The sequence below is a fragment of the Vibrio sp. OY15 genome (assembly GCF_000742455.1).
Classification (GTDB): domain Bacteria; phylum Pseudomonadota; class Gammaproteobacteria; order Enterobacterales; family Vibrionaceae; genus Vibrio; species Vibrio alginolyticus.
The window spans coordinates 76,157-100,084 of sequence record NZ_JPIL01000013.1 but is presented as its reverse complement, the minus strand read 5'-3'; the positions used below and the strand labels follow the sequence as shown (position 1 = coordinate 100,084).

The following is a 23,928-nucleotide window of genomic DNA, read 5'->3' as shown; positions in this document are numbered from 1 at the left end:
CAAAAATTGCCGACCGTATTTTTAGTCGGCTCTTATAGCTCGGCAAAGACCGAAGCAAACGTGAAAACTACTGGTTAAGGGAAAATATGCACAACGGCGTGATGAAGGCATGGCTCGAGTCTTCACACTTGGCTGGCGCCAATGCAACGTATGTAGAGGACCTCTACGAACTGTATCTAAGTGATCCCGATCTGGTAAGTGAGGAGTGGAAACGTGTTTTTGAAGGCTTGCCTAAGCCATCAGAAGAAGTGGCAGAACAACCACATTCACGTGTCCGTGACTACTTCCGACGACTCGCTAGAGAAACAAAGCATTACAATGTCCAAGTTAGTGACCCAGATGTCGATGCAAAACAAGTAAAAGTTCTACAGCTAATCAACGCATACCGTTTCCGCGGGCATGAAGCTGCAGAATTAGACCCACTAGGTCTATGGCAACGCCCAACAGTGGCGGAGTTAGACCCTGCTTTTCATAATCTTACCGAAGATGACTTCGAAGAAACTTTCAACGTAGGTTCTTTTGCTGTTGGGCAAGAAACCATGAAGTTGAAAGATATCTATGAAGCCCTCAACAAAACTTATTGCGGTTCCATCGGTGCTGAATACATGCACATGACTGACACAGAGCAAAAGCGTTGGATTCAGCAACGCCTTGAGTCTGTCGTAGGCCAGCCATCATTCAACAAAGATGAGAAGCGCACATTCCTAGAAGAGCTAACAGCCGCTGAAGGTTTGGAGCGTTACCTCGGGGCGAAATTCCCAGGTGCAAAACGTTTCTCTTTAGAAGGTGGTGATGCGCTGATTCCGATGACGAAAGAGTTGATCCGTCATGCGGGTACAAGTGGAATGCGTGAAGTGGTTATCGGTATGGCTCACCGCGGTCGTTTGAACATGCTGGTGAACGTACTTGGTAAGAAACCTCAAGACCTGTTTGATGAGTTCGCAGGTAAACACGACGAAACTTGGGGTACGGGTGATGTGAAATATCACCAAGGTTTCTCTGCTGATTTTGCGACTCCAGGCGGTGATGTTCACTTAGCACTTGCATTTAACCCATCGCACCTAGAAATCGTAAACCCGGTAGTCATGGGCTCAGTTCGAGCACGTCAAGACCGCTTGGGTGATAATCAAGGTAGCAAAGTGCTTCCTATCACCATCCACGGTGATTCAGCAATCGCTGGTCAGGGTGTGGTTGCCGAAACTTTCAACATGTCTCTTGCTCGTGGGTTCCAAGTTGGTGGTACGGTACGTATCGTCATCAACAACCAAGTAGGCTTTACGACGTCTAATCCTCGTGACACGCGTTCTACGATGTACTGTACCGACATCGCGAAGATGGTGCAGGCGCCAATTTTCCATGTAAATGCAGATGACCCTGAAGCAGTTGCTTTTGTTACTCGCATTGCATTGGATTACCGTAACGAGTTCAAGCGCGATGTCGTGATCGATCTTGTATGTTACCGTCGCCACGGTCACAATGAGGCGGATGAGCCAAATGCGACTCAGCCTTTGATGTACCAGAAAATCAAAAAGCATCCTACACCACGCAAATTGTATGCAGATGTTCTGATCGACAAAAATGAGTCAGATATCGAGACAGCGACTCAGTTAGTCAATGAGTATCGCGATGCATTGGATCGCGGTGAAGTGGTTGTTAAAGAATGGCGTCCAATGGCGTTGCACTCTGTAGACTGGTCCCCTTACTTAGGGCACGAATGGGATATGGAGTGGGATTCAAAATACGACAAGACACGCCTTATTGAGCTAGGCAATCGTCTGTGTCAGTACCCAGAAAGCCATAAACTGCAAAGCCGTGTTAATAAGCTATACAACGATCGTCTAGCAATGATGACCGGTGAAAAAGCTATTGACTGGGGTATGGCTGAAACATTGGCGTATGCTACATTGGTTGACGATGGCAAGCGTATTCGTCTTTCTGGTCAGGACTCGGGTCGTGGTACTTTCTTCCACCGTCACTCGGTTCTTCATAACCAAACCGATGCAAGCACTTACATTCCATTAGCGAATATTCATGACAACCAAGGGCCATTCCAAGTCTTTGACTCAGTATTGTCAGAAGAAGCTGTGTTGGCGTTTGAATACGGTTACGCAACAGCCGAACCAGGTGGTTTAACTATCTGGGAAGCACAGTTTGGTGATTTTGCCAACGGTGCACAAGTTGTTATCGACCAGTTTATCTCGTCAGGCGAGCAAAAGTGGGCGCGTTTGTGCGGTCTTACTATGCTTCTACCTCATGGTTATGAAGGTCAAGGTCCTGAGCACTCATCTGCACGTTTAGAGCGTTACCTTCAGCTTTGTGCTGAGCAAAATATGCAGGTTGTGGTTCCTTCAACACCGGCTCAGGTGTACCACATGATTCGTCGTCAGGTTGTACGCCCAATGCGTCGACCTCTCATTGTTATGTCGCCGAAATCTTTGCTGCGCCACCCTCTATGTACTTCAACGATTGAAGACTTGGCGGATGGTACATTCCAATCTGCAATTCCAGAAGTAGATGATTTAGAACCAAGCAAAGTGAAACGTGTCGTGTTCTGTGCTGGTAAGGTTTACTTTGACCTACTAGAGCAGCGCCGTAACAACGAGCAAGACGATGTTGCTATCGTGCGTATTGAACAGCTTTACCCATTCCCAATGGAAGAAGTACAAGCAGCAATTGCTCAATACACTAACGTTGAAGACTTCGTGTGGTGTCAGGAAGAACCTCAGAACCAAGGTGCTTGGTACTGTAGCCAACATAACTTCCGTGCCGCTATTCCTGCAGGTGCAAATCTTAAATACGCAGGTCGCCCAGCTTCTGCTTCGCCAGCAGTTGGCTACATGTCGGTGCACTTGAAACAACAAAAAGCGTTGGTTGAAGACGCTCTGAACGTGAACTCAAAAACTTCGAATTAAGAATTAGAAGTTAAAGGAAGAAACAGATATGACAATTGAAATTCTGGTTCCAGATTTACCTGAATCAGTTGCTGATGCAACCGTAGCGACATGGCACAAACAACCAGGCGACGCAGTAGAGCGTGACGAGGTTTTGGTTGACATCGAAACAGACAAAGTTGTGCTAGAAGTTCCAGCTCCGGAAGCTGGCGTTTTAGAAGCTATTGTTGAAGCAGAAGGTGCGACAGTACTTTCTAAACAAATCATTGCTAAATTGAAGCCAGGCGCAGTTGCAGGTGAACCAACTGCAGACAAAACAGAAGGTACTGAAGCATCTCCTGATAAGCGTCACAAAGCTGCGCTTAGCGAAGAAAGTAATGACGCACTAAGCCCAGCAGTGCGCCGTTTATTGGCTGAACATGGCTTAGAAGCAAGCCAAGTGAAAGGCACTGGTGTTGGTGGTCGTATTACGCGCGAAGATATTGAAGCGCATCTTGCGAACGCTAAATCTGCGTCAAAAGAAGACTCGCCAGCAGTGGTTGACGTGCCGGCAGCGGCTCGCAGTCAGAAACGTGTTCCAATGACTCGCCTTCGTAAGACAGTTGCTAACCGTCTGCTAGAAGCGAAGAACAACACGGCAATGCTAACGACGTTTAACGAAGTGAACATGAAACCAATCATGGACCTTCGTAAGCAGTACAAAGATCAGTTCGAAGAGCGTCACGGTATTCGTTTAGGCTTCATGTCTTTCTACGTGAAAGCAGTAACAGAAGCGCTTAAGCGTTACCCAGAAGTAAATGCTTCGATTGATGGCGATGACATTGTTTACCACAACTACTTCGACATTAGCATGGCGGTATCAACGCCACGTGGTCTAGTTACACCTGTCCTAAAAGACTGTGACAAGCTTGGTTTCGCTGATGTTGAAAAAGGCATCAAAGAGCTGGCTATCAAAGGTCGTGATGGCAAGCTAACGGTAGACGAGCTAATGGGCGGTAACTTCACTATCACAAACGGTGGTGTGTTTGGTTCACTTATGTCTACACCAATCATCAACCCACCTCAATCAGCGATTCTTGGTATGCATAAGATCCAAGAGCGTCCGATGGCAGTGGATGGCAAAGTTGAAATCTTGCCGATGATGTACCTAGCGTTATCTTACGATCACCGCCTAATTGACGGTCGTGAATCAGTTGGTTTCCTAGTAACGATTAAAGAGTTACTAGAGGACCCAGCACGTCTCCTATTAGACGTTTAATATCGCTAAAACGTCTAGTTATCGTAGGTAGCTAGACGTTAAAAATTTCAATGGCTAGACTAGCTCAACGTTTGGCCTTCATTTGAATCCTTCAGTATGAGAACTCATGATGAAGGATTTATTTGAGAAGACCCTACAGACGTACAAGCAGCCAAGACTGCAGCGTTATGGAAATAATAAATCCCTTAAGGGAAAAACAAACGGAATATCGAAATGAATTTGCATGAATACCAAGCCAAACAGCTGTTTGCAGAATTCGGTTTGCCTGTGCCAGAAGGCTACGCGTGTGATACACCACAAGAAGCTTTTGAAGCCGCAGGCCGTATTAGTACAGCCAAGAAAGTAGTTAAATGTCAGGTTCACGCTGGTGGCCGTGGTAAAGCGGGTGGCGTAGAGCTACACGATACAAAAGAAGGCGTTAAAGAGTTTGCACAGAAGTGGTTAGGTAAAAACCTAGTGACTTACCAAACTGACGCTAACGGTCAGCCAGTAACAAAAATCCTTGTTGAAGAAGCTTCAAATATTGCGAACGAACTATACCTAGGTGCGGTAGTTGACCGTGCTAGCCGTAAGATTGTTTTCATGGCTTCTACCGAAGGTGGTGTGGAAATTGAAAAAGTTGCGGAAGAAACGCCGGAACTCATCCACAAAGCAGCAATTGACCCACTAGTAGGTCCACAAGCTTACCAAGGTCGTGAGCTAGCGTTCAAACTTGGTCTTGAAGGCGACCAAATCAAACAATTCGTTAAGATCTTTATGGGTCTTGGCACTATGTTCTCTCAGTACGATCTTGCTCTGCTAGAGATCAACCCACTTGTGATTACTGGCGAAGGCAACTTGCTATGTCTTGACGGTAAGATCAACATCGACTCAAACGCACTGTATCGTCAGCCTAAGCTTCGTGAAATGCACGATCCTTCACAAGAAGATGAGCGTGAAGCACACGCAGCTCAGTGGGAGCTGAACTACGTAGCACTAGACGGTAACGTTGGCTGTATGGTTAACGGTGCAGGCCTAGCAATGGGTACGATGGATATCGTAAACCTACACGGCGGCAAACCAGCTAACTTCTTAGATGTAGGTGGCGGCGCGACGAAAGAGCGTGTTGCTGAAGCATTCAAGATCATCCTATCTGATGACAATGTGAAAGCGGTACTTGTTAACATCTTCGGTGGTATTGTACGTTGTGACATGATCGCAGAAGGTATTATCGGTGCGGTTAAAGAGGTAGGTGTAAGCGTACCTGTTGTTGTTCGTCTTGAAGGTACTAACGCTGACCTAGGTCGCGAAGTTCTCGCTAATTCTGATGTTGATATCATTGCTGCTGAGTCGCTAACTGACGCTGCTCAGAAAGTTGTTGCTGCTGCGGAGGCTAAATAATGTCTGTATTAATTAACAAAGACACTAAAGTAATCTGTCAGGGTTTCACTGGTGGTCAAGGTACTTTCCACTCAGAGCAAGCTATCGCATACGGTACGCAAATGGTTGGTGGTGTGTCTCCAGGTAAAGGCGGCCAAACTCACCTAGGTCTACCTGTATTCAACACAGTACGCGAAGCAGTAGAAGCGACTGGCGCAACAGCGACAGTCATCTACGTACCAGCACCTTTCTGTAAAGATGCAATCCTAGAAGCGATTGACGCGGGTATCGAGCTAATCGTAACGATTACTGAAGGTATCCCTACTACAGATATGATCGACGTAAAAGTGAAGCTAGAAGAAACTGGCGTTCGCATGATTGGTCCTAACTGTCCGGGCGTTATCACTCCTGATGAGTGTAAGATCGGTATCATGCCTGGTCACATCCACAAGAAAGGCAAAGTAGGTATTGTATCTCGTAGCGGTACTCTAACTTACGAAGCAGTTAAACAAACCACTGACGAAGGTTTCGGCCAGTCTACTTGTGTTGGTATCGGTGGTGACCCAATCCCGGGTTCAAACTTCATTGATATCCTAAAACTGTTCCAAGAAGACCCTGAGACAGAAGCGATCGTTATGATCGGTGAGATCGGTGGTACTGCAGAAGAAGAAGCAGCAGCATACATTAAAGAAAATGTAACGAAGCCAGTGGTTTCTTACATTGCTGGTGTAACTGCGCCTCCTGGTAAGCGTATGGGCCATGCTGGTGCGATTATCTCTGGTGGTAAAGGTACTGCTGAAGACAAGTTCGCTGCACTAGAAGCGGCTGGCGTTAAAACTGTGAAATCTCTAGCAGAGATTGGCCAAGGTCTACGTGAAGTGACGGGTTGGTAATCGACCACACTACTTAATAAGTATTAAAAAGCCTGCGACTTCGCAGGCTTTTCTTTTTCCGTTTCCGTGGGTTTATGTTTGTTGTTAGCAAGGTCTTTCGCGTTTAATGCTCAATGCGATTATGCTTTGCTTTTAATCAGCTGGCTCAGCATAAATAAGGATGTTGCGCTGATCACTACAGAAGGGCCGGCCGGTGTATCGAAGTGCCATGATAGGCTAAGCCCCATCAGTACTGCCACTGAGCCAATAATGGATGCGAACAATGCCATTTGCTCTGGTGATGAAGAGACTTTACGTGCTGTTGCGGCTGGGATAATTAGGAGCGAAGTCATGATCAACGCGCCAACGAACTTCATACCTACTGCGATTACTACACCCACCATTAGCATTAACACCAATCTAACTAAGTCTGTATTCACGCCCTCAACAGCGGCAAGTTCTTCACTAACAGTGCTAGAAAGCAGTGGGCGCCAGAAGACGTACAAACACGCACTTACCGCAACAACACCTGCGTAAATAAACATCAGGTCTTGTGGAGAGACGGCAAGTAAGTCCCCAAATAGGTAGCTCATTAAATCGACGCGCACGTTTTCCAAAAAGCTAACCGATACTAAACCGATAGAGAGTGCACTGTGTGCCAAGATACCTAACAACGTGTCTGTAGCCACAAGTTGTTGCTTTTGCAGAGTGACAAGCAAAACGGCCAGAGCTAAACAGCAGACGAGTAGCGCAAGGTAGAGATTTACGTTGAGCAAGAAGCCCAGCGCTAAGCCCATTAACGATGCATGAGCTAGGGTATCTCCGAAGTAAGCCATTTTACGCCAAACGACAAATGACCCAAGTGGACCGGCAATGATCGCGATACCAATACCAGCAAGAATAGAAGGTAGGAGAAACTCAATCATGATGGTGATGTCCGTGTTTATGGTGGGAGCATGATGTCGCATCACCGCTTACTGGCGTTCCGGATAAATCGTGATGATGGTGCTCATGGTCGTGATGATAAAACGCGAGAGACTCTCTCGCTGCATTGCCAAATAGTGCGATGTAAGAAGGGTGCTGAGTAATAGTGGCAGGTGAACCTGAGCAGCAAACATGGTGATGCAGACAAATAACATCGTCCGTTTTCGCCATCACTAAATGTAAGTCATGCGATACCATAAATACGCCACAATCAAAGCGGTGACGAATGCTCTCAATTAAGTCATAGAGATCGATTTGACCTTGGATATCCACTCCCTGAGCTGGTTCATCTAATACCAACAGCTGAGGACGCTGAAGCAGAGCGCGCGCCAGTAACACTCGTTGGTTTTCACCACCGGATAAGCGATGCATATTACTATTAAGTAAATGTTCAGCGCCAACAAGCCTTAATGCATCAATGCACTCCTGCTTACTGTATTTTCCTGCTAAATTTAGGAAGCGGGTTACATTCAATGGAAGGGAGTCATTGAGCTTCAACTTTTGAGGAACGTAACCAATTTTCAGTTTTCTTTGTCGGTTCAACTTGCCGCTAGTTGGCTTTTGAAGACCTAAGATAACTTTGACTAACGTTGATTTTCCCGCTCCATTGGGACCAATTAGGGTAGTTATTTTGCCCTTTTCTAATTCCATACTAATGTTATCGAGAACTCTGCGGCCATCGAACTCGACGCATAACTGCTCAAGATGGACTAAGGAAGACATGAATGAAACTCATTTGCAAATCAATAATGTTATAATGTAACATTATCTCACTTTCCACGCCATATCCCAAGTAAAACTATGAAAAGAGCATTAATTCTTGCTGCCTCAGCAATGTTAACACTTCCAGCACAGGCAGTAACGGTACTGACGAGTATCAAACCTATTCAGTTGTTAGTAACAGAGCTTACTCAAGGAGTAACTTCACCAGACGTGCTATTGCAGTCTAACACATCACCCCATGACTATGCTTTGCGTCCATCGGATGTTAAAAAGGTCGCTTCGGCTGATTTGGTTATTTGGTACGGACATGATCTTGAACCGTTTCTAGAGAAAGTTGTTTCGGATAGATCGAATACTTTGACTATTAGTCAAATTCCAAATCTAGAATTGCGTGAATTTGATAGTGAGCACAACCATGACCATGATGGGCACGATCATGGCTCACATGATCCGCACTTTTGGCTAGGTGTAAGCCAAGCACAACAAGTGGCCAAGGCTGTTGTGAATCAACTTGTATCACTTGATCCGGAAAATGCAGCTCAATATCAAGCGAACCTCAAAAAGTTTGAACTCGAGCTAAAAGACACTGACCAACAGATAAAGCAGAAGCTGGCACCAGTAAAAAACAAAGGTTACTTTGTATTCCATGATGCTTACGGTTATTTCGAAGATCGTTATGAACTAAATCAAATGGGGCATTTTACTGTGAGCCCAGAACGAAAGCCAGGAGCGAAGACCTTAATTCAAATTCGTCAAAAGCTAAGTGGTGGAGATGTGGCTTGTGTATTTTCTGAACCTCAGTTTACCCCGGCTGTCGTTCAGAGCGTAATGAGAGGCAGTGACGTCGCTAAAGGCGAGCTTGACCCGTTAGGGAGTACAATTGAAGCAAAACCTGGCAGTTACTTTACTTTTCTCAACAATATGGCGAATAGTTTTGAGCAATGCTTGAACAAAAAGTCAGATTAAGTGCTGTCGTAATGTAGGAGTAGTCTTTTTAACGTGATCCAGTAGTAAGAATTACAACCTTTGGTAAGGCGAGCCTTTTCTCAGAAAGTAATTGAGATATCATTACCAATAATTATCAGCTCAAAATAACCGTATCAATCCATGCTTTACAAACGATGAACGGTCACTTTCCGAGCACAAATTGATACAAAAGGTTTTCGTCTTGCTACGCCAATTAGCCCTTGCTCTGTTGGGCTTTGTCTTATCCTACCAAGCATTTGCGCTTCATAATGCAAATGCAATCTTTTACCCTTTGCCAACTCAGGCAAAGGGTACTTTTATCGCGGCTAAAAAGTTGTTCTTGGGTGAAAAGGGCGGTTTGTGGATTCATGACGTACACGGACGAGTCCTGTTTTACGATGGTCAAACTATATTACCTAAATCAGGTAGCTTCCTACAAACGTCGGCTAAGCAGTTGGCTTATCATAAAGGTGCTTTTTGGACCTTTATTGAAAATGAGGTCTATCGAACCTATCCAAATCAGGAACGACGTTTAGTCTTTAGTTTAAATCCAGGCTCACAAATAAGAAAAATAGGGTCTTCAAAGAACTATATTTGGGTGAGTGATGGCGCGCATTTCTATACCTACAATATCGACACTAGCGAATTAAACTCTTTCTCTCTATTGCAGCTCTATCAACATAGTAATAATAGCTACGTTTACATTAATGATGCGGTGCTAGTTGAAACGAAGTGGGCACTAGCAACGACTTCCGGCTTCTATCTTTCTGAAGGTGATAAGTTTGACCATGTCGCTGCCTCAGGTCAAAACTACATTGAGAAAGTCTATTATTCACACACGCGAAGAGAAATTTTGATAGGTACATTGCGTGGCGCTTTAATTTTCAACATTTACCAGCCTGATAAAGAAGTGATTAGAATTGGCGGCTCACATGTTTTGACATTCGCAGAGACAAATCAAGAGTATTGGGTGGGGACAGAGCATGGCCTTTATTTGTACTCATTTTTTTCAGGTGAGGTCACCGAAGTCGCGCCTGCAAGTTTTCTTGAGTTAGAGTTAGACAACACGAAGATTTATTCGTTGTTGAGCGACAATATAGGAGGGATGTGGATTGCGACTAACCAAGGTATTCGTTATTACTCGCTATTTAGTAAAAAATTTGAACGAGTGACCTTTAGTAGTTATGACTCACACACCCTATCAGGACGAATTCGGCAAACTATTGAAGGTCCTGATGGTGCGCTTTGGTTTGCTGATGACCGAAAGATTTATCGTTCAGGAAAGAGTGGGATTAACCAAGTCTTAGAGTTGGAGTCGCAGATCAATGAATTTGCGTTTCAAAACGGCATGCTTTGGCTTGCAACCTCAAAAGGGCTGGAAATATTTGATCTAAATGGTCTCAACAAGATTACATTTCCTTATTTACAGGTTATGGCCGGACATGCCGTAGAGCATGTGACCGTTGATGGTGATGACCGTCTTTGGGTATCAAGCGGATACCATCTTTACAATGTTGATACTGCTGCACAAAGCGTACGAAACTTTGGAAGTGAGTGGCTAGTAAGTCAGTATTTGCCTGCTAAGGTTACGCGCCTATATGATATTGAAGATGCCCTATTAATAGGCACCGATCATGGCGTATACCAATACAGTAATGACAACATCCAGTTTATCCGTTTTTCAGAAAAGTTTGGTGAATCATTAGACATGACCACGGCGGTTGATGGCAGCCAGTGGTTTGCTTCATCTTATGGTGTGTTTAAAACTGATACACGAAGCGATGAAAAACGTGTTGTTGAAATGAGTGAACCCAACGCCAGACCTGCTTGCTTGATCAGAGACAGGCAAGGTGTATGGTTAGCTTCCTCTGTCGGTTTAAGCTATTACCACCTTTCGGGTGAGTTAGTGAAACATTACTCATCGTCATCAGGCTTAATGAACAATGAGTTCCTCCCTGGTATTTGTAGCGTTATACAGCAGACAGAAATTGGTGAGCGAGAGCTTGTTCTGGGGTCGAAGTACGGACTCGTAAAAGCAGAAGCATCCAAGCTGCTTGTATCTAATCCCCCAGAGTCTAAGTTTATTGTTAGCCAAGTTGTGCTTGAAAATGAAGTTCTGCAAGTTGGTAGTGCCGATCTGAATGGGCTCACACTGCCATATGGATCTTCGCTGAGTTTTTTATTCGGTGTGATGCCAAAACCAGACAGTCAAAATTTGTACTATCGATTGAACAACGATGACCCATGGCAAACGTTAGAGGGGGGCCAACTGACACTCGAGCACCTTAGTTCCGGTGAATATCACTTGCAGGTCAGTAATGCGTCTCAAGTTGCCGCTGGAGTCGTTGGTTTAGAATCTCACTTTATCGTCCTTCATCCTTGGTACCTATCGCGATTTGCTATTTTAGGCTTTGTCGTAGCTAGTATTGCGGTCGTCGCATTACTTGTTTTCTGGCGCTCTCGCTACGTTGTACAGGCTAACCGTGATCTAGCAGCTCAAGTGACTCTCAAAACGAATCAGTTAAGACATCAAAGTAGAGTGTTGCTTACGAGCAACCAGCAATTACGTAAACAGATTCAAGTTAGAAACCTACTCGTAGACCATGTAGCTCTATCCATAAAATCAAGCGTCGACTTTATTGTGGCGAAACTACCTATGCCTCTGGACACTGCGACAGAGGATCATTTGGCTAAAACGAATTGGCAGTTAAATGAACTCAAAAGCGTTCCAAGTGATGTAAGTGGTGGGAGTCAGAACTACGACTTGAGTCAGATAACTCAGTCAGTGGTTGATGTATGGCAAGATGACTTTGCAAAAGCGGGTATTTTGGTAGAGCTAGAAGATGAGAGCAAGCAGAGCCGGGTTGCTCTGGAAAGTTTTAATCTTGATGTTATTTTCAATAGCATTTTTGCCAATATCATCAAGCGCTCTTTCCGAGGTCAAACGGTTAGAATTATGCTAGAAAAGGGGCATGATATTGTGTCATTGAGCTTTCTTGATTACGGGACGCAATTACCTAATAAAGTCGCGACTGGGCTTCCATCTAACTTAAATCACTCTGAGTTGAGTATTGACCACCTTGCCCAACTAGTGACAACGAGTGGTGGTTATTTGGCTGTCTTCTCTTCTGATGCTCAAAACAAAGTCGAGATTACATGGCCATCTGCGAAGGAAAGGAGTTATCTGGATGAACCGCAGCAAGAACTCAATCCTGTAACTATTGCAGAAGATCAAGTCACACCAGAGAAAGAGTGGTTGCAAAAAGTCTATCAATTAGTGGCAGAGCATTACCATGATCCTGAATTTGGCACTGCGTCAGCCGCTAAAATGCTGTATATGTCTGAACGCTCTTTGCAGAGACGTTTTAAATCTGCCTCGTCAAGAACGTTAAAAGACTATGTCACAGAGGTTCGTTTGGAAACGGCGTGTGAAAAGTTATTGGCGGGTGAGAAAATCAGTGAAGTCGCCTTTAACTCTGGCTTTAATGATCCATCTTACTTTAGCCAAAAGTTTAAGCTGCATTTTGGTTTGCCCCCATCCAAGTTTGCTTTGACTCAAGAAAGCCAAGAAATTAACTAGAAAACCTTCATTATACGCTCCCTAGTTAATAGTTAAGATGCTGGGGAGCTGCATACAGTGCTCTATTATTGCTGCAGTTGCTAACGCAGTAAGTTTCATTGTTTCTTCATCACATCTAGCCTACAAATCCATTCTCAACACGTAAGCACGATCACGTTCTATCTGTTAGTCGCGATGTTCATAGCAATAAGCATAAATGGCTTCAAGAGAATGATTTACTGATAGTTGCAACAAATAAATGACAGTTGTATTGCTGTATCAAAAGAGCGTTGTTCATTTGGGGGAGTGATGGCATGCGACATTCGTGAAAACGAAAACTGTGTTGAAAAGATGGATAAGGTAAAGAAGTTTTGAAAGAGGTGAAAAAAATATCGTGGTATAGCCGGGGGGACTATACCACGGGTGTCAAGGACACCTTCGCTTGCTGCCGGAGTGACATGTTGCCATGCCACCTCTGGAATTTATTAGAGAGGTTGCCCTCTCGATGGAGTAACTATACGAGAGGTTACTTATTTTTCTTATAAAAATAACGCCATGTTTATATGAGAAAAGCGACAACGTTTTGTTTTTTAATTAACCCACTGTTTTAATTTGCATTTTTTGTTTTCTATCTTGGTTTGTGACATTTTTGTTTCGTTAGGTGTCATTTTTAATTGTTAATTTTGACGTAAATAACGAGAGGAAATTTACGAAGTTAACGTTTGAAAGCGTGAAAACATTTACGGAATCTTTGATTTCACACAAGGATTGAAGGGGTATAGGGGAGTAATATTGGCAACCTAAACTTATTAAATAATAATATTTCTCATTAGCAATACTCTTAAGGGCCACTATGAAGTTATCAGAGATTAATCCTGGCGATACGGTGACGATTCGGTTGTTAGATGGTCTTTCATCAGATATCAGAAAGAAACTCATGGTAATGGGGCTGCTTCCCAATACAGAAGTCAAAGTGATTCGACGTGCGCCAATGGGCGATCCTTTACAAGTCGAAGTCCGTGGTGTGTCTGTCGCATTGCGAGAAACAATTGCTCAGAAAATTGAAGTGGAGCGAGTGTAATGCAATATCAAGTGCTAACCGTAGGTAACCCTAATAGTGGTAAAACGACGCTATTTAATGGTTTAACTGGCGCAAAACAGCAAGTTGGTAACTGGGCAGGCGTCACGGTTGAAAAGAAAACGGGACAATTCAAGCATGCTGGGGATGAGTTTTTGCTCACTGACCTTCCGGGTATTTACTCATTAGACAGTGGTAATGATAGTAATAGTATTGATGAATCCATCGCATCGCGTGCGGTTCTAACTCATCCTGCTGATCTCATTATTAACGTGGTGGATGCTACAAGTTTAGAGCGCAGCTTATATATGACGCTGCAACTTCGCGAACTTGGTCGCCCTATGATTGTTGTCCTCAACAAGATGGATGCGCTAAAGCGTGAACGTCAGATGATTAACGTTGCAGAGCTTGAGAAAACGTTAGGTTGTCCGGTTGTCAGTTTATCTGCAACCAATAAAACTCAAGTGGCAGAGTTTAAAGAAAAGCTCCATAAATCCATCGTTCAAGGAGTGCCACTTAAAGAATTGTCTTTGCATTATGGTGAGAAGATGGAGTCGGCAATTCAAACGGTTTCCGCACTTTTTAACGACCAAACCGTCGCTCATCGTGCACTAGCGATTCGTGCGCTTGAAAAAGACACAATGGTGCTCAATAGTCTTTCTGATATTGATAGAAGCAAAGTCTTGGAAGTCATTACGACGTTAGATTTGGATATCGATTTGCATGTCGCGGATACTAAGTACACGCATCTGCATGAACAGTGTAAAAAAGTTCGCCGAAGCGAAGGCAAGTTAAGTCGTAGTGTGACTGAAAGACTCGACCAGTTTATTTTGAACAAGTGGATTGGAATTCCTTTCTTCTTTGTTGTTATGTACCTGATGTTTATGTTCTCGATTAACATCGGTAGTGCATTTATCGACTTTTTTGACATTGGTGTGGGCGCATTGTTGGTTGATGGTGGGCATCACTTGTTAGACGGTCATTTGCCTGTGTGGTTAGTGACGGTTCTTGCTGATGGTATCGGTGGTGGTATCCAGACGGTTGCAACCTTCATTCCGGTTATCGCGTGTTTGTACCTGTTCCTAGCGGTACTTGAGAGCTCAGGTTACATGGCTCGTGCAGCATTCGTACTAGATAAAGTGATGCAGAAGATCGGCCTACCGGGCAAAGCATTTGTACCGTTGGTTCTTGGTTTTGGCTGTAACGTTCCGTCAATCATGGCAACTCGTACTCTAGACCAAGAACGTGAGCGTAAACTGGCTGCATCTATGGCGCCATTTATGTCATGTGGTGCTCGTCTGCCTGTATACGCGCTATTCGCTGCGGCATTCTTCCCAGGTTCTGGCCAGAACATTGTATTCGCACTTTACCTACTTGGTATTGTGGCAGCGATCTTCACAGGTCTTTTCCTTAAGCACACGCTTTACCCAGGTAGCAGCGATAGCCTAGTGATGGAAATGCCAGATTACGAGCTTCCGACGCTACAAAACGTGGTGATCAAAACTTGGCAAAAGCTAAAGCGCTTTGTACTTGGTGCAGGTAAAACCATCGTTATCGTTGTTGCTATTCTGAGTTTCTTCAACTCATTGGGTACTGATGGCAGTTTTGGTAATGAAGACAGCGAAAACTCGGTGCTTTCTAAAGCTGCGCAAGTTGTAACTCCAGTATTCGCGCCAATCGGTGTTCAAGAAGATAACTGGCCAGCGACGGTAGGTATCATTACTGGTATCTTCGCAAAAGAGGCGGTAGTTGGTACGCTTAACAGTCTATACACGACGCCAAGTGACGGTGAAGACGCAGAATTTGATCTAATGGGCAGCCTAGAAGAGGCAGTAATGAGTATCCCTGAAAACTTAGCCGGTTTGAGCTACTCAGATCCACTAGGTATTGAAGTGGGTGACTTAACTGACTCAAATGCCGTTGCCGAAGAACAAGAAGTCGATGCTTCTATCTTCGGTAACATTAAATCGCAGTTTGCTTCTGGCAATGCCGCATTTGCTTACCTAATCTTTATCCTACTGTACACTCCTTGTGTGGCGGCGATGGGTGCTTACGTACGTGAGTTTGGTCATAAGTTCGCACGCTTTATCGCGGTTTGGACAATGGGCTTGGCTTACCTATGTGCGACGTTCTACAACCAATTGACGCATTTCGCAGATAGCCCAGTAACAAGTGGTATTTGGATGGCTGTGATCGTAGCTATCTTCTTTGGCACATACCGTGTGTTCAAACAAGTTGGTAAGAAACAAAACGGTGCATTAGAGGCGCAAGTAGCATGATTTTAAAAGAGCTTTATCAATACATTGCAGACAAAGGAACCGTCTCCCAGTCAGATCTGGCTAAACAGTTTGGGATGAGTGAAGATGGCGCCGACGCGATGTTAAACGTGTGGATTAAGAAGGGCAAAATTAGCCGCCTAGTCGACACTAATAAAGCTCATGACGTGACTCGTGTTCGCTACTCAGTGACTAAACAAGATGGTTTGTCTCTGACAGTCACCATGTAGCGACTATCAAAATTAGTCACCTAAAAATTATCACGTAAAAACGACAAAGCCGCATCAGCAATGATGCGGCTTTTATTTTGCTGGTTATTGTTTGTGAATACAGCGAAATTAATGTTCTTCAGAGTGTTTAGTCGCGCCTAACTCTAGGAACTTTAAACCAAGACTTAAAACTAAAATCGAAATAGGTAATGTTAAGATCGTCCAATCTAAGCTGTCGAAGTTAATCAGCACGAGCTCTAAGAACTTCACAAACAAGATCACGATGATGACTTCAGCCAAAATGTTTTTTAGATGGCCGATGTTTGGGGTTCTGATCCAATGCAAAACCGACTGCTCTTGTGTTTTCGCTTTAGCTTTGTTGGAAATAAATAGTGTGTAGATGCCGTGAGCAAAGATGAACAAAACTAGTGCGACAAGAAACGTATCCAGTGACTTGATCAAATAAGCGATCGCGATGTCTGCTTTATCTAAATGTGCGAGTGCTTCTGGAGGTGTTTGATTGAGAATGAAGACCGCAAATGCCGAATAGGTTTTTGCTGCACCCATAAGAAAAAGCAAGAATGAAGCAGCCATAGAACAGATAATGGCGATCCAGCTGACGTATCGGAATGTGTTGAAGACTTGTTTCATGATGACCCTCTCTAACTGAGCTGGTAGTCTAAACAAGTTTTATTTTAGTGATAATCCCAGAAAAATGAGAAAGATTGTTACAAATACGTATTAATCTTTCTCTGTCTATTTCAGCCGTATTCAAAGGCGAATTATTTTCGCTAGCAGTGCTTATGCTTTTTGGAAAATAGAACTCAGTGACAGCACATTTTTAATGCGACCAAGCAATTCGTTTTGCTCTTCTTCTGTACGGAATTCACCTTTGGTGTTACCCCAAACCGGTCCCGGCCATGCTACGTCATCTTTGAAGCGAGCAATATGGTGAATGTGCAGCTGTGGCACCATATTACCTAGCGCACCAAGGTTTAGCTTGTCTGGACGGAATGTTGCTTCCAGTGCTTGGCTTACCGCTTGAGACTCTAGCAAAAACTGTTGCTGTTCTTGCATTGGCAAGTGGTGAAGCTCTTTTAGGTTTGCACGTTTAGGGACCAAGATAACCCATGGCACGGCGTTATCTTTATGCAGAAGCGCCACACACAGTGGGAAGTGGCCGATAACGGTGGTGTCTTTTGCCAGTTGAGGGTGCAGTTCAAAACTCATTATGTTGTCCGATTTGAATTGAATGACATCAGTATACGCCAGATAAAACAAAAGGTTGACGCTTTCACGTCAACCTTTGTCATCATTTAGCTTGTGCTACTTAAGCTACCTACGTAAAAGCGGATTACATACGCTCTAGAGTATCAATACCTAGTAGAGACAGACCTTGCTTGATGGTCTTCGCTGTTAGCGCAGCTAGTTTCAGACGGCTTTGTTTCACAGCTTCGTCTTCAGCAACTAGGATAGGGCACGCTTCGTAGAAACTAGAGAACTGACCTGCTAGTTCGAATAGGTAGCTACACATGATGTGCGGTTGGCCTTCGCGAGCGACAGATTGAACCGCTTCTTCGAACTGCATAAGTTTAGCAATAAGTGCTTTCTCTTTCTCATCAGTGATTTTGATGTCGCCTTGGAGAGCGTCCATAGCAACACCAGCTTTAGCGAAAATAGAAGCTACGCGAGTGTATGCATATTGCATGTATGGTGCTGTGTTACCTTCAAACGCTAACATGTTGTCCCAATCGAACACGTAGTCAGTCGTACGGTGTTTAGATAAGTCAGAGTATTTAACCGCTGCCATTGCAACTGTTTTAGAGATCTTCTCTTTTTCTTCCGCATCTAGCTCAGGGTTTTTAGATTCGATCAGTTGTGCTGCACGAACTTCTGCTTCATCTAGAAGGTCGGCAAGGCGAACGGTACCACCCGCACGAGTCTTGAATGGCTTACCATCTTTACCAAGCATCATGCCGAACGCGTGGTGCTCAAGAGATACTGACTCAGGTACGTAGCCTGCTTTACGAACAATTGTCCAAGCTTGCATTAGGTGCTGGTGTTGACGTGAGTCGATGAAGTAAAGCACACGGTCTGCGCTTAGCTCTTCATAACGATATTTTGCACATGCGATGTCTGTTGTTGTGTATAGGAAACCGCCATCGCGTTTTTGAACGATAACGCCCATTGGTTCGCCATCTTTGTTCTTGTATTCATCTAGGAATACAACTTGCGCGCCATCATCTTCAACGGCAAGACCTTGTTCTTTTAGGTCTGCAACGATCTTAGGAAGCATGTCGTTGTACATGCTCTCGCCCATCACGTCGTCACGAGTCAGTGACACGTTTAGACGGTCGTAGTTGCGCTGGTTTTGGATCATGGTTACATCAACGAGTTTTTTCCACATTTCTGCACAGTACTCGTCACCGCTTTGCAGTTTTACCACGTAGTTTCGCGCCTTTACTGCGAACTCTTCATCTTCATCGTACAGCTTTTTCGATTCGCGGTAGAAGCCTTCAAGGTCCGCAAGTTCCATAGAAACTTCGCCAGACTCTTGTTGTACACGCTCAAGGTTTGCGATAAGCATACCGAACTGAGTACCCCAGTCGCCGATGTGGTTCGCACGGATCACTTTGTGACCTAGGAACTCAAGAGTACGTACTACCGCATCACCGATGATGGTTGAACGTAGGTGACCAACGTGCATTTCTTTAGCAACGTTTGGTGCAGAGTAGTCGGCAACGATAGTTTGAGCTTCGTCTGCTGCAACGCCAAGACGTGAGTCAGCCAGTGCTGCTTCCGCTTGTTTTGCTAGGAACTCTTCGCTTAGGAAAATGTTGATGAAACCAGGACCAGCGATTTCTGTCTTGCTTGCAATACCATCTAGGTCTAGAACATCCAGTACTTTCTGTGCAAATTCTCGTGGGTTAGTACCCAGTTTTTTAGCAACGCCCATTACGCCGTTTGCTTGGTAGTCACCAAATTGTGGCTTTGCTGATTGGCGTACTGCCGCAGGACTGCCTGCAGGTGCGCCAGCGGCTTCTAGAGCCTGAGATACTTTGTCATTAATAAGTGCTTGGATATTCACACGCGTTTCCTTCAATTCAAGGACGAAGAACTCGGCGAAGTAAGTGCCGAGTTCTGTTGGAGTTCACAAAAATGGGGCTAATGATAACAACTTTATTGCTTTTCATACAGAGAGGAATTGGGGAAATTTATACTTTTTCGATTGAATGGAAATGTGGTTTGGTTTGAGTTTACTATTGCGCTCAGAGTAATGAGATAAATCGCCCCAAAAGAGAGCCACAATGACGACTCAACTAGTTGAAAAACGCCTAGCGCCTAAATTGATGATCCAAGATCTGGATGCATTTATGGCGAAGATTGAAGAGCTTGCATCCCTGTTAAAACTGGATCTGAGCTTTGCTCAAGCTGACCATATTGCGCTGCGAATTAATGATACTGAAACAGCAAAAGCCGCGCATGAAGCATGGAATCAATACGGTAAGGTGATTTCACAAGCGAAAATCAACGGTCGCCCAATCATCGTTATCGAATTCGATAAAGCGTTGGAAAGTCGTGGCTGGAAGATTGAGTGTCTGGAACTGCCATACCCTGCGGAAGGCAAAATCTACTCAACTGAAAGCTGGGAACATGTGGAGTTTGTTATTCCGTCTCATGCCGAAACTGCAGACGAGTTTCTTGCTGATTTGAAACACACTTACCCAGCGTTTGGGGCGCGTTTTAATGAGTTGGAAGAGCTGGGTGTGAAGATCAAACTGTCGAGCCCGAAAGGGGATGGCGAACGCTTGAACAACCCAACGGTGGCGTTTAAGTACCAAGACATTTGTATCAAACTGCACCCGCATTCACTTAAGCGTATTGTGGAGTCTGAGCAGGCTGAATAAGCAAGTTTTGAACGACTAGAAAGAAGAAAGGTTTGCAAATGAGCAACCCTTTCTTTCATTCAAAAGCGATGAACTTAAAGGATCACTGTCTTATTCCCATAAACAAAGACGTGGTCATTGATCACTTTATTCAAAGCCTTACTCAATACGTTCTTCTCTACATCGCGTCCCGCTTGCGCCATATCTTGGGCATTGAATGTATGGTCGACAGGAATTACGTCTTGCTTGATGATCGGCCCTTCATCTAAATCATTAGTCACGAAGTGTGCTGTTGCACCGATGATTTTCACACCGCGATCGTAAGCTTGTTGATATGGCTTCGCGCCAATAAAAGCAGGTAAGAAGCTGTGATGAATATTAATGATTTTGTGGTGATATTTCTCAACAAACGTCGGCGTTAATACGCGCATGTATTTAGCTAGCACCAAAAAGTCAGCATCGTATTGATCGATCACTTCTAGCATCTTCTGCTCGTGTTCTTCACGGCTAAGGTTTTCATGGGTCACGTGGTGGTAAGGAATGTCGAAGCGCTCAGTGAGAGTTTGCAGTTTGTCGTAATTCCCCACCACAGCGGCGATCTCAACATCTAGGCTTCCATCGTAGGTTTTCATCAGAATATCGCCTAAACAATGCGCTTCTTTTGTGACGAGAATGACGATGCGCTTACGGCGAGAGCCAACCAATTTACGCTTAGCACCTTGCGGGAGAGCTTGGTCCAAGTCGGCAAGAAACGTTTGATCGTTGAAGTATCCCTCTAGCTCCGTTCTCATGAAAAAGTGGCCACTGGTATTATCAACAAATTCGTTATTGTGAACGATGTTGAGTTGGTGCTTGTAACAGATATTAGTAATTTTCGAGATGAGACCCGGGGCGTCAGAACAGTGGGTCAACAGTGTTTTCTTTTCCATAAATCAGGTACTTCCATGCATTAATATTTTAGCGTACGAATTTGTTATTATTCCCTGGCGGGTGTAACTGTACTGCCATGTTTCACCATAAATAATCTATTCTTACTTTGGTTTCAACAAAATATCCGCGTGTCGCCGCAAGCTGGTCAGATTGTGGGCTGATGTCACTCCTATTCCTCTGATATACTCTCGATAATTTTTCAAACTCAATACCAAGCATGATCGCAAAAACTTTTTCCTCTGATGGCGCGTTAGGTAAGGCCATTCCTGGCTTTCAAGCTCGTCAGCCACAAATCGATATGGCGGAAGCCGTCAGCAGTGCGATCAAAGATCAAACCCAGTTGGTGGTGGAGGCAGGAACCGGAACCGGTAAGACCTTCGCATACCTAGTCCCTGCGCTGTTGAGCGGTAAAAAAGTGATCATCAGTACAGGCTCGAAAAACTTGCAAGAGCAGTTGTACCATCGTGACTTACCGCTCATGGTCAATGCGCTTGGTTTTTATGGCCAAGTGGCGTTATTAAAAGGGCGTTCTAATTATCTGTGTTTGGATCGTTTGAGCCGCCAAATGGTCGAAAGCCACACTAATGAATCTGACCCGACGTTATTAACTCAACTGGTTAAAGTGCGTGCTTGGTCATCAGAAACCAAAACAGGTGACCTTGGTGATTGTGATGATCTGCCAGAAGACAGCATGATCATTCCGACCATCACCTCAACCAATGATAACTGTTTAGGTAAAGAGTGTCCGAGCTACACCGATTGCTTTGTATTGAAAGCGCGTAAGCGAGCCATGGATTCCGACATTGTTGTAGTGAACCATCACTTGTTTCTTGCTGATTTAGCGATCAAAGAAACAGGATTCGGTGAACTGATTCCAGAAGCCGATGTGTTTATTTTTGATGAAGCTCATCAGTTGCCAGATATTGCGAGCGAATATTTCGGCCAGTCAGTTTCAAGCCGCCAAATTCACGATCTTGCCAAAGACATTGAAATAGCCTACCGCACCGAAGCCAAAGATATGCGTCAATTGCAAAAAGTGGGCGACAAACTCATGCAAAGCGCAATGGACATGCGGATTGTATTGGGTGAGCCAGGCTTTCGTGGCAACTGGCGTGAGGCGTTGCAATCAGGTTCTATTAAGCGAGAATTATTGCGCTTAACTGACAGCCTCGAATTGGCGATTGATGTACTCAAAATAGCCTTAGGGCGCAGTCAATTACTGGATACCGCCTTTGAACGAGCAAATTTGATCAAAGGCCGTATCGACCGGGTATGTGATGTCGATATTACCGGTTACTCATACTGGTACGATACCTCGCCTCGTCATTTCGCTCTGCACATTACGCCTCTTTCTGTCGCGGACAAGTTCCATGAGCAAATAGAGATTAAACAAGGCGCGTGGATTTTCACGTCAGCAACCCTAGCCGTATCGGGCGATTTCAAGCACTTTACTGAGCGCCTTGGCCTCAAGCCTACAAAGCAATTTTCTCTGCCGTCCCCCTTTGATTATCAAAAGCAAGCGCGCCTTTGTGTGCCAAGGTATTTGCCAGAGCCAAACAGTAACGGCTTAGCGGATAAGTTAGTCCGAATGCTTGCTCCGGTGATTGAAGAAAATGATGGTCGCTGCTTCTTTTTATGTACCTCGCACAGCATGATGCGTGAACTAGGTGAGAAGTTCCGAGAAGTACTTGAGCTGCCTGTGTTAATGCAAGGGGAGATGAGTAAGCAGAAAACCTTGGCGGAGTTTATGGAACTGGGTAACGCTTTACTCGTGGCGACGGGCGCTTTCTGGGAAGGGATTGATGTTAGAGGTGATGCGCTGAGCTGTGTTATTATCGACAAATTACCGTTTACCGCCCCTGACGATCCGTTACTCAAAGCCCGTATCGAGGATTGTCGATTACGTGGCGGTGAACCATTTGCTGAAGTACAAATCCCGGATGCAGTGATTACGTTAAAGCAGGGAGTCGGGCGATTAATTCGAGATCAGAAGGATCACGGTGCGTTGATCATTTGTGATAATCGCCTCGTCACGCGAGACTATGGTGGTATTTTCCTCGGAAGTCTACCACCTATCCCAAGGACGCGAGACTTAGATGGAATCAAAGCATTCCTGAAAGCAGAACAATCTGTCACAGACGCAAGTGCTGAGGCATAACCCAATAAATGAGAGTTGTAGAGAGTTAAATGAGCGCAAAAATTCTTGCTATCGATACAGCGACTGAAAACTGTTCAGTTGCGTTGTTGGCTAATGATCAAGTGATTTCACGTAGCGCGGTTGCACCACGCGATCACACCAAAAAAGTACTGCCAATGGTTGATGAAGTACTCAAAGAAGCGGGCCTGACTCTACAAGAGCTGGATGCGTTAGCGTTTGGACGTGGTCCAGGTAGCTTTACTGGCGTTCGTATCGGTATTGGTATCGCACAAGGTTTGGCGTTCGGTGCTGACTTACCTATGATCGGCGTTTCAACGCTGGCTGCAATGGCTCAAGGTAGCTATCGCTTACATGGTGTGACCGATGTCGCTGTGGCCATTGATGCACGTATGGGTGAAGTTTACTGGGCACGTTACACTCGCCAAGCAAACGGTGAGTGGGCAGAGATGGATGCAGAGTGCGTAATTCCACCAGCACGTCTCGTTGAAGAAGCACAAGCAGACGACAAAACGTGGACGACAGCAGGTACTGGTTGGGATGCTTACCAAGAAGTATTAGCAGACCTACCGTTTAATTTGACGCATGGTGACGTTCTGTACCCTGATTCACAAGACATTGTGATTCTTGCTGAACAAGAATTTAAAAAGGGTAATACCGTGCCGGTCGAAGATTCGAGCCCTGTTTATTTACGTGATAATGTGACATGGAAAAAACTTCCTGGTCGCGAATAGTCCGTTTTTCATTAACCTGACAAAAAGCAGGGCGTTTGCCCTGTATT

The 23,928-nt window shown here is 44.7% G+C and carries 18 protein-coding genes; 12 read left to right on the top strand and 6 right to left on the bottom strand.

Going from position 1 to position 23,928, the window contains the following annotated elements; translation table 11 throughout:
- Nucleotides 1–86 precede the first annotated feature (86 nt).
- The 4 genes from sucA (at nucleotide 87) to sucD (ending at nucleotide 6,401) form a co-directional block, all read left to right on the top strand.
- Nucleotides 87–2,912, top strand: a complete 2,826-nt coding sequence (gene sucA, locus IJ23_RS17140; protein ID WP_005382176.1) for a 2-oxoglutarate dehydrogenase E1 component — start codon at nucleotides 87–89, stop codon at nucleotides 2,910–2,912.
- Nucleotides 2,913–2,940: 28 nt separating this feature from the next.
- Nucleotides 2,941–4,149, top strand: a complete 1,209-nt coding sequence (gene odhB / locus IJ23_RS17135; protein WP_005382177.1) for a 2-oxoglutarate dehydrogenase complex dihydrolipoyllysine-residue succinyltransferase — start codon at nucleotides 2,941–2,943, stop codon at nucleotides 4,147–4,149.
- Between the two features lie 213 nt (nucleotides 4,150–4,362).
- On the top strand, nucleotides 4,363–5,529 hold the full coding sequence (sucC, locus tag IJ23_RS17130; RefSeq protein ID WP_005382179.1) for an ADP-forming succinate--CoA ligase subunit beta: 1,167 nt from the start codon (nucleotides 4,363–4,365) through the stop codon (nucleotides 5,527–5,529).
- On the top strand, nucleotides 5,529–6,401 hold the full coding sequence (gene sucD / locus IJ23_RS17125) for a succinate--CoA ligase subunit alpha (RefSeq protein ID WP_005382181.1): 873 nt from the start codon (nucleotides 5,529–5,531) through the stop codon (nucleotides 6,399–6,401). Before sucC ends, sucD begins: the two co-directional genes overlap by 1 nt.
- Before the next feature lie 119 nt (nucleotides 6,402–6,520).
- Here the strand turns inward: sucD and znuB are convergent, their stop codons facing one another.
- Together znuB and znuC are read right to left on the bottom strand one after the other, a co-directional pair.
- A complete protein-coding gene (znuB, locus tag IJ23_RS17120) occupies nucleotides 6,521–7,306 on the bottom strand; it encodes a zinc ABC transporter permease subunit ZnuB (protein WP_005382183.1) in 786 nt (261 codons plus the stop codon).
- A complete protein-coding gene (znuC, locus tag IJ23_RS17115; RefSeq protein ID WP_005382185.1) occupies nucleotides 7,299–8,087 on the bottom strand; it encodes a zinc ABC transporter ATP-binding protein ZnuC in 789 nt (262 codons plus the stop codon). Before znuC ends, znuB begins: the two co-directional genes overlap by 8 nt.
- A 78-nt stretch (nucleotides 8,088–8,165) precedes the next feature.
- On the opposite strand from znuC, the gene znuA reads away from it, so the two are divergent.
- The 5 genes from znuA to IJ23_RS17090 all read left to right on the top strand — a co-directional run bounded on the left by znuA (nucleotide 8,166) and on the right by IJ23_RS17090 (nucleotide 16,196).
- Nucleotides 8,166–9,053: a zinc ABC transporter substrate-binding protein ZnuA gene (gene znuA / locus IJ23_RS17110; protein ID WP_033906913.1), complete on the top strand. Its 888-nt coding sequence runs from the start codon at nucleotides 8,166–8,168 to the stop codon at nucleotides 9,051–9,053.
- 202 nt (nucleotides 9,054–9,255) lie between these two features.
- The gene (locus IJ23_RS17105; protein ID WP_033906912.1) at nucleotides 9,256–12,633 is read left to right on the top strand and encodes an AraC family transcriptional regulator; all 3,378 of its coding nucleotides are present in this window, start codon (nucleotides 9,256–9,258) and stop codon (nucleotides 12,631–12,633) included.
- Nucleotides 12,634–13,465: 832 nt separating this feature from the next.
- Nucleotides 13,466–13,693 carry a FeoA family protein gene (locus IJ23_RS17100; protein ID WP_005382190.1) on the top strand — a complete coding sequence of 76 codons (228 nt, stop codon included), beginning with the start codon at nucleotides 13,466–13,468 and terminating at the stop codon, nucleotides 13,691–13,693.
- On the top strand, nucleotides 13,693–15,969 hold the full coding sequence (feoB, locus tag IJ23_RS17095) for a Fe(2+) transporter permease subunit FeoB (RefSeq protein ID WP_033906911.1): 2,277 nt from the start codon (nucleotides 13,693–13,695) through the stop codon (nucleotides 15,967–15,969). The genes IJ23_RS17100 and feoB overlap by 1 nt, the downstream gene beginning before the upstream one ends.
- On the top strand, nucleotides 15,966–16,196 hold the full coding sequence (locus tag IJ23_RS17090; RefSeq protein ID WP_005382192.1) for a FeoC-like transcriptional regulator: 231 nt from the start codon (nucleotides 15,966–15,968) through the stop codon (nucleotides 16,194–16,196). The genes feoB and IJ23_RS17090 overlap by 4 nt, the downstream gene beginning before the upstream one ends.
- Before the next feature lie 108 nt (nucleotides 16,197–16,304).
- Here the strand turns inward: IJ23_RS17090 and IJ23_RS17085 are convergent, their stop codons facing one another.
- The 3 genes from IJ23_RS17085 to argS all read right to left on the bottom strand — a co-directional run bounded on the left by IJ23_RS17085 (nucleotide 16,305) and on the right by argS (nucleotide 19,263).
- The gene (locus IJ23_RS17085) at nucleotides 16,305–16,826 is read right to left on the bottom strand and encodes a YqhA family protein (RefSeq protein ID WP_005382193.1); all 522 of its coding nucleotides are present in this window, start codon (nucleotides 16,824–16,826) and stop codon (nucleotides 16,305–16,307) included.
- Nucleotides 16,827–16,976: 150 nt separating this feature from the next.
- Nucleotides 16,977–17,405: an HIT family protein gene (locus tag IJ23_RS17080; RefSeq protein WP_005382194.1), complete on the bottom strand. Its 429-nt coding sequence runs from the start codon at nucleotides 17,403–17,405 to the stop codon at nucleotides 16,977–16,979.
- 124 nt (nucleotides 17,406–17,529) lie between these two features.
- Nucleotides 17,530–19,263 (bottom strand): arginine--tRNA ligase, encoded by a 1,734-nt coding sequence (argS, locus tag IJ23_RS17075; protein ID WP_025517318.1) that lies wholly within the window; start codon nucleotides 19,261–19,263, stop codon nucleotides 17,530–17,532.
- A gap of 220 nt (nucleotides 19,264–19,483) precedes the next feature.
- Here argS and IJ23_RS17070 point away from each other — a divergent pair, with 220 nt between their 5' ends.
- On the top strand, nucleotides 19,484–20,083 hold the full coding sequence (locus IJ23_RS17070; RefSeq protein ID WP_017634806.1) for a VOC family protein: 600 nt from the start codon (nucleotides 19,484–19,486) through the stop codon (nucleotides 20,081–20,083).
- A gap of 74 nt (nucleotides 20,084–20,157) precedes the next feature.
- On the opposite strand, the gene purU is transcribed toward IJ23_RS17070, so the two are convergent.
- Entirely contained in the window at nucleotides 20,158–20,991 is an 834-nt protein-coding gene (purU, locus tag IJ23_RS17065; protein ID WP_005382206.1) for a formyltetrahydrofolate deformylase, read from the bottom strand.
- 218 nt (nucleotides 20,992–21,209) lie between these two features.
- Between purU and IJ23_RS17060 the strand changes: the two genes are divergently transcribed.
- Nucleotides 21,210–23,150: an ATP-dependent DNA helicase gene (locus IJ23_RS17060; RefSeq protein WP_005382210.1), complete on the top strand. Its 1,941-nt coding sequence runs from the start codon at nucleotides 21,210–21,212 to the stop codon at nucleotides 23,148–23,150.
- A 29-nt stretch (nucleotides 23,151–23,179) separates the two neighbouring features.
- The gene (tsaB, locus tag IJ23_RS17055; protein WP_033906910.1) at nucleotides 23,180–23,881 is read left to right on the top strand and encodes a tRNA (adenosine(37)-N6)-threonylcarbamoyltransferase complex dimerization subunit type 1 TsaB; all 702 of its coding nucleotides are present in this window, start codon (nucleotides 23,180–23,182) and stop codon (nucleotides 23,879–23,881) included.
- Nucleotides 23,882–23,928 lie beyond the last annotated feature (47 nt).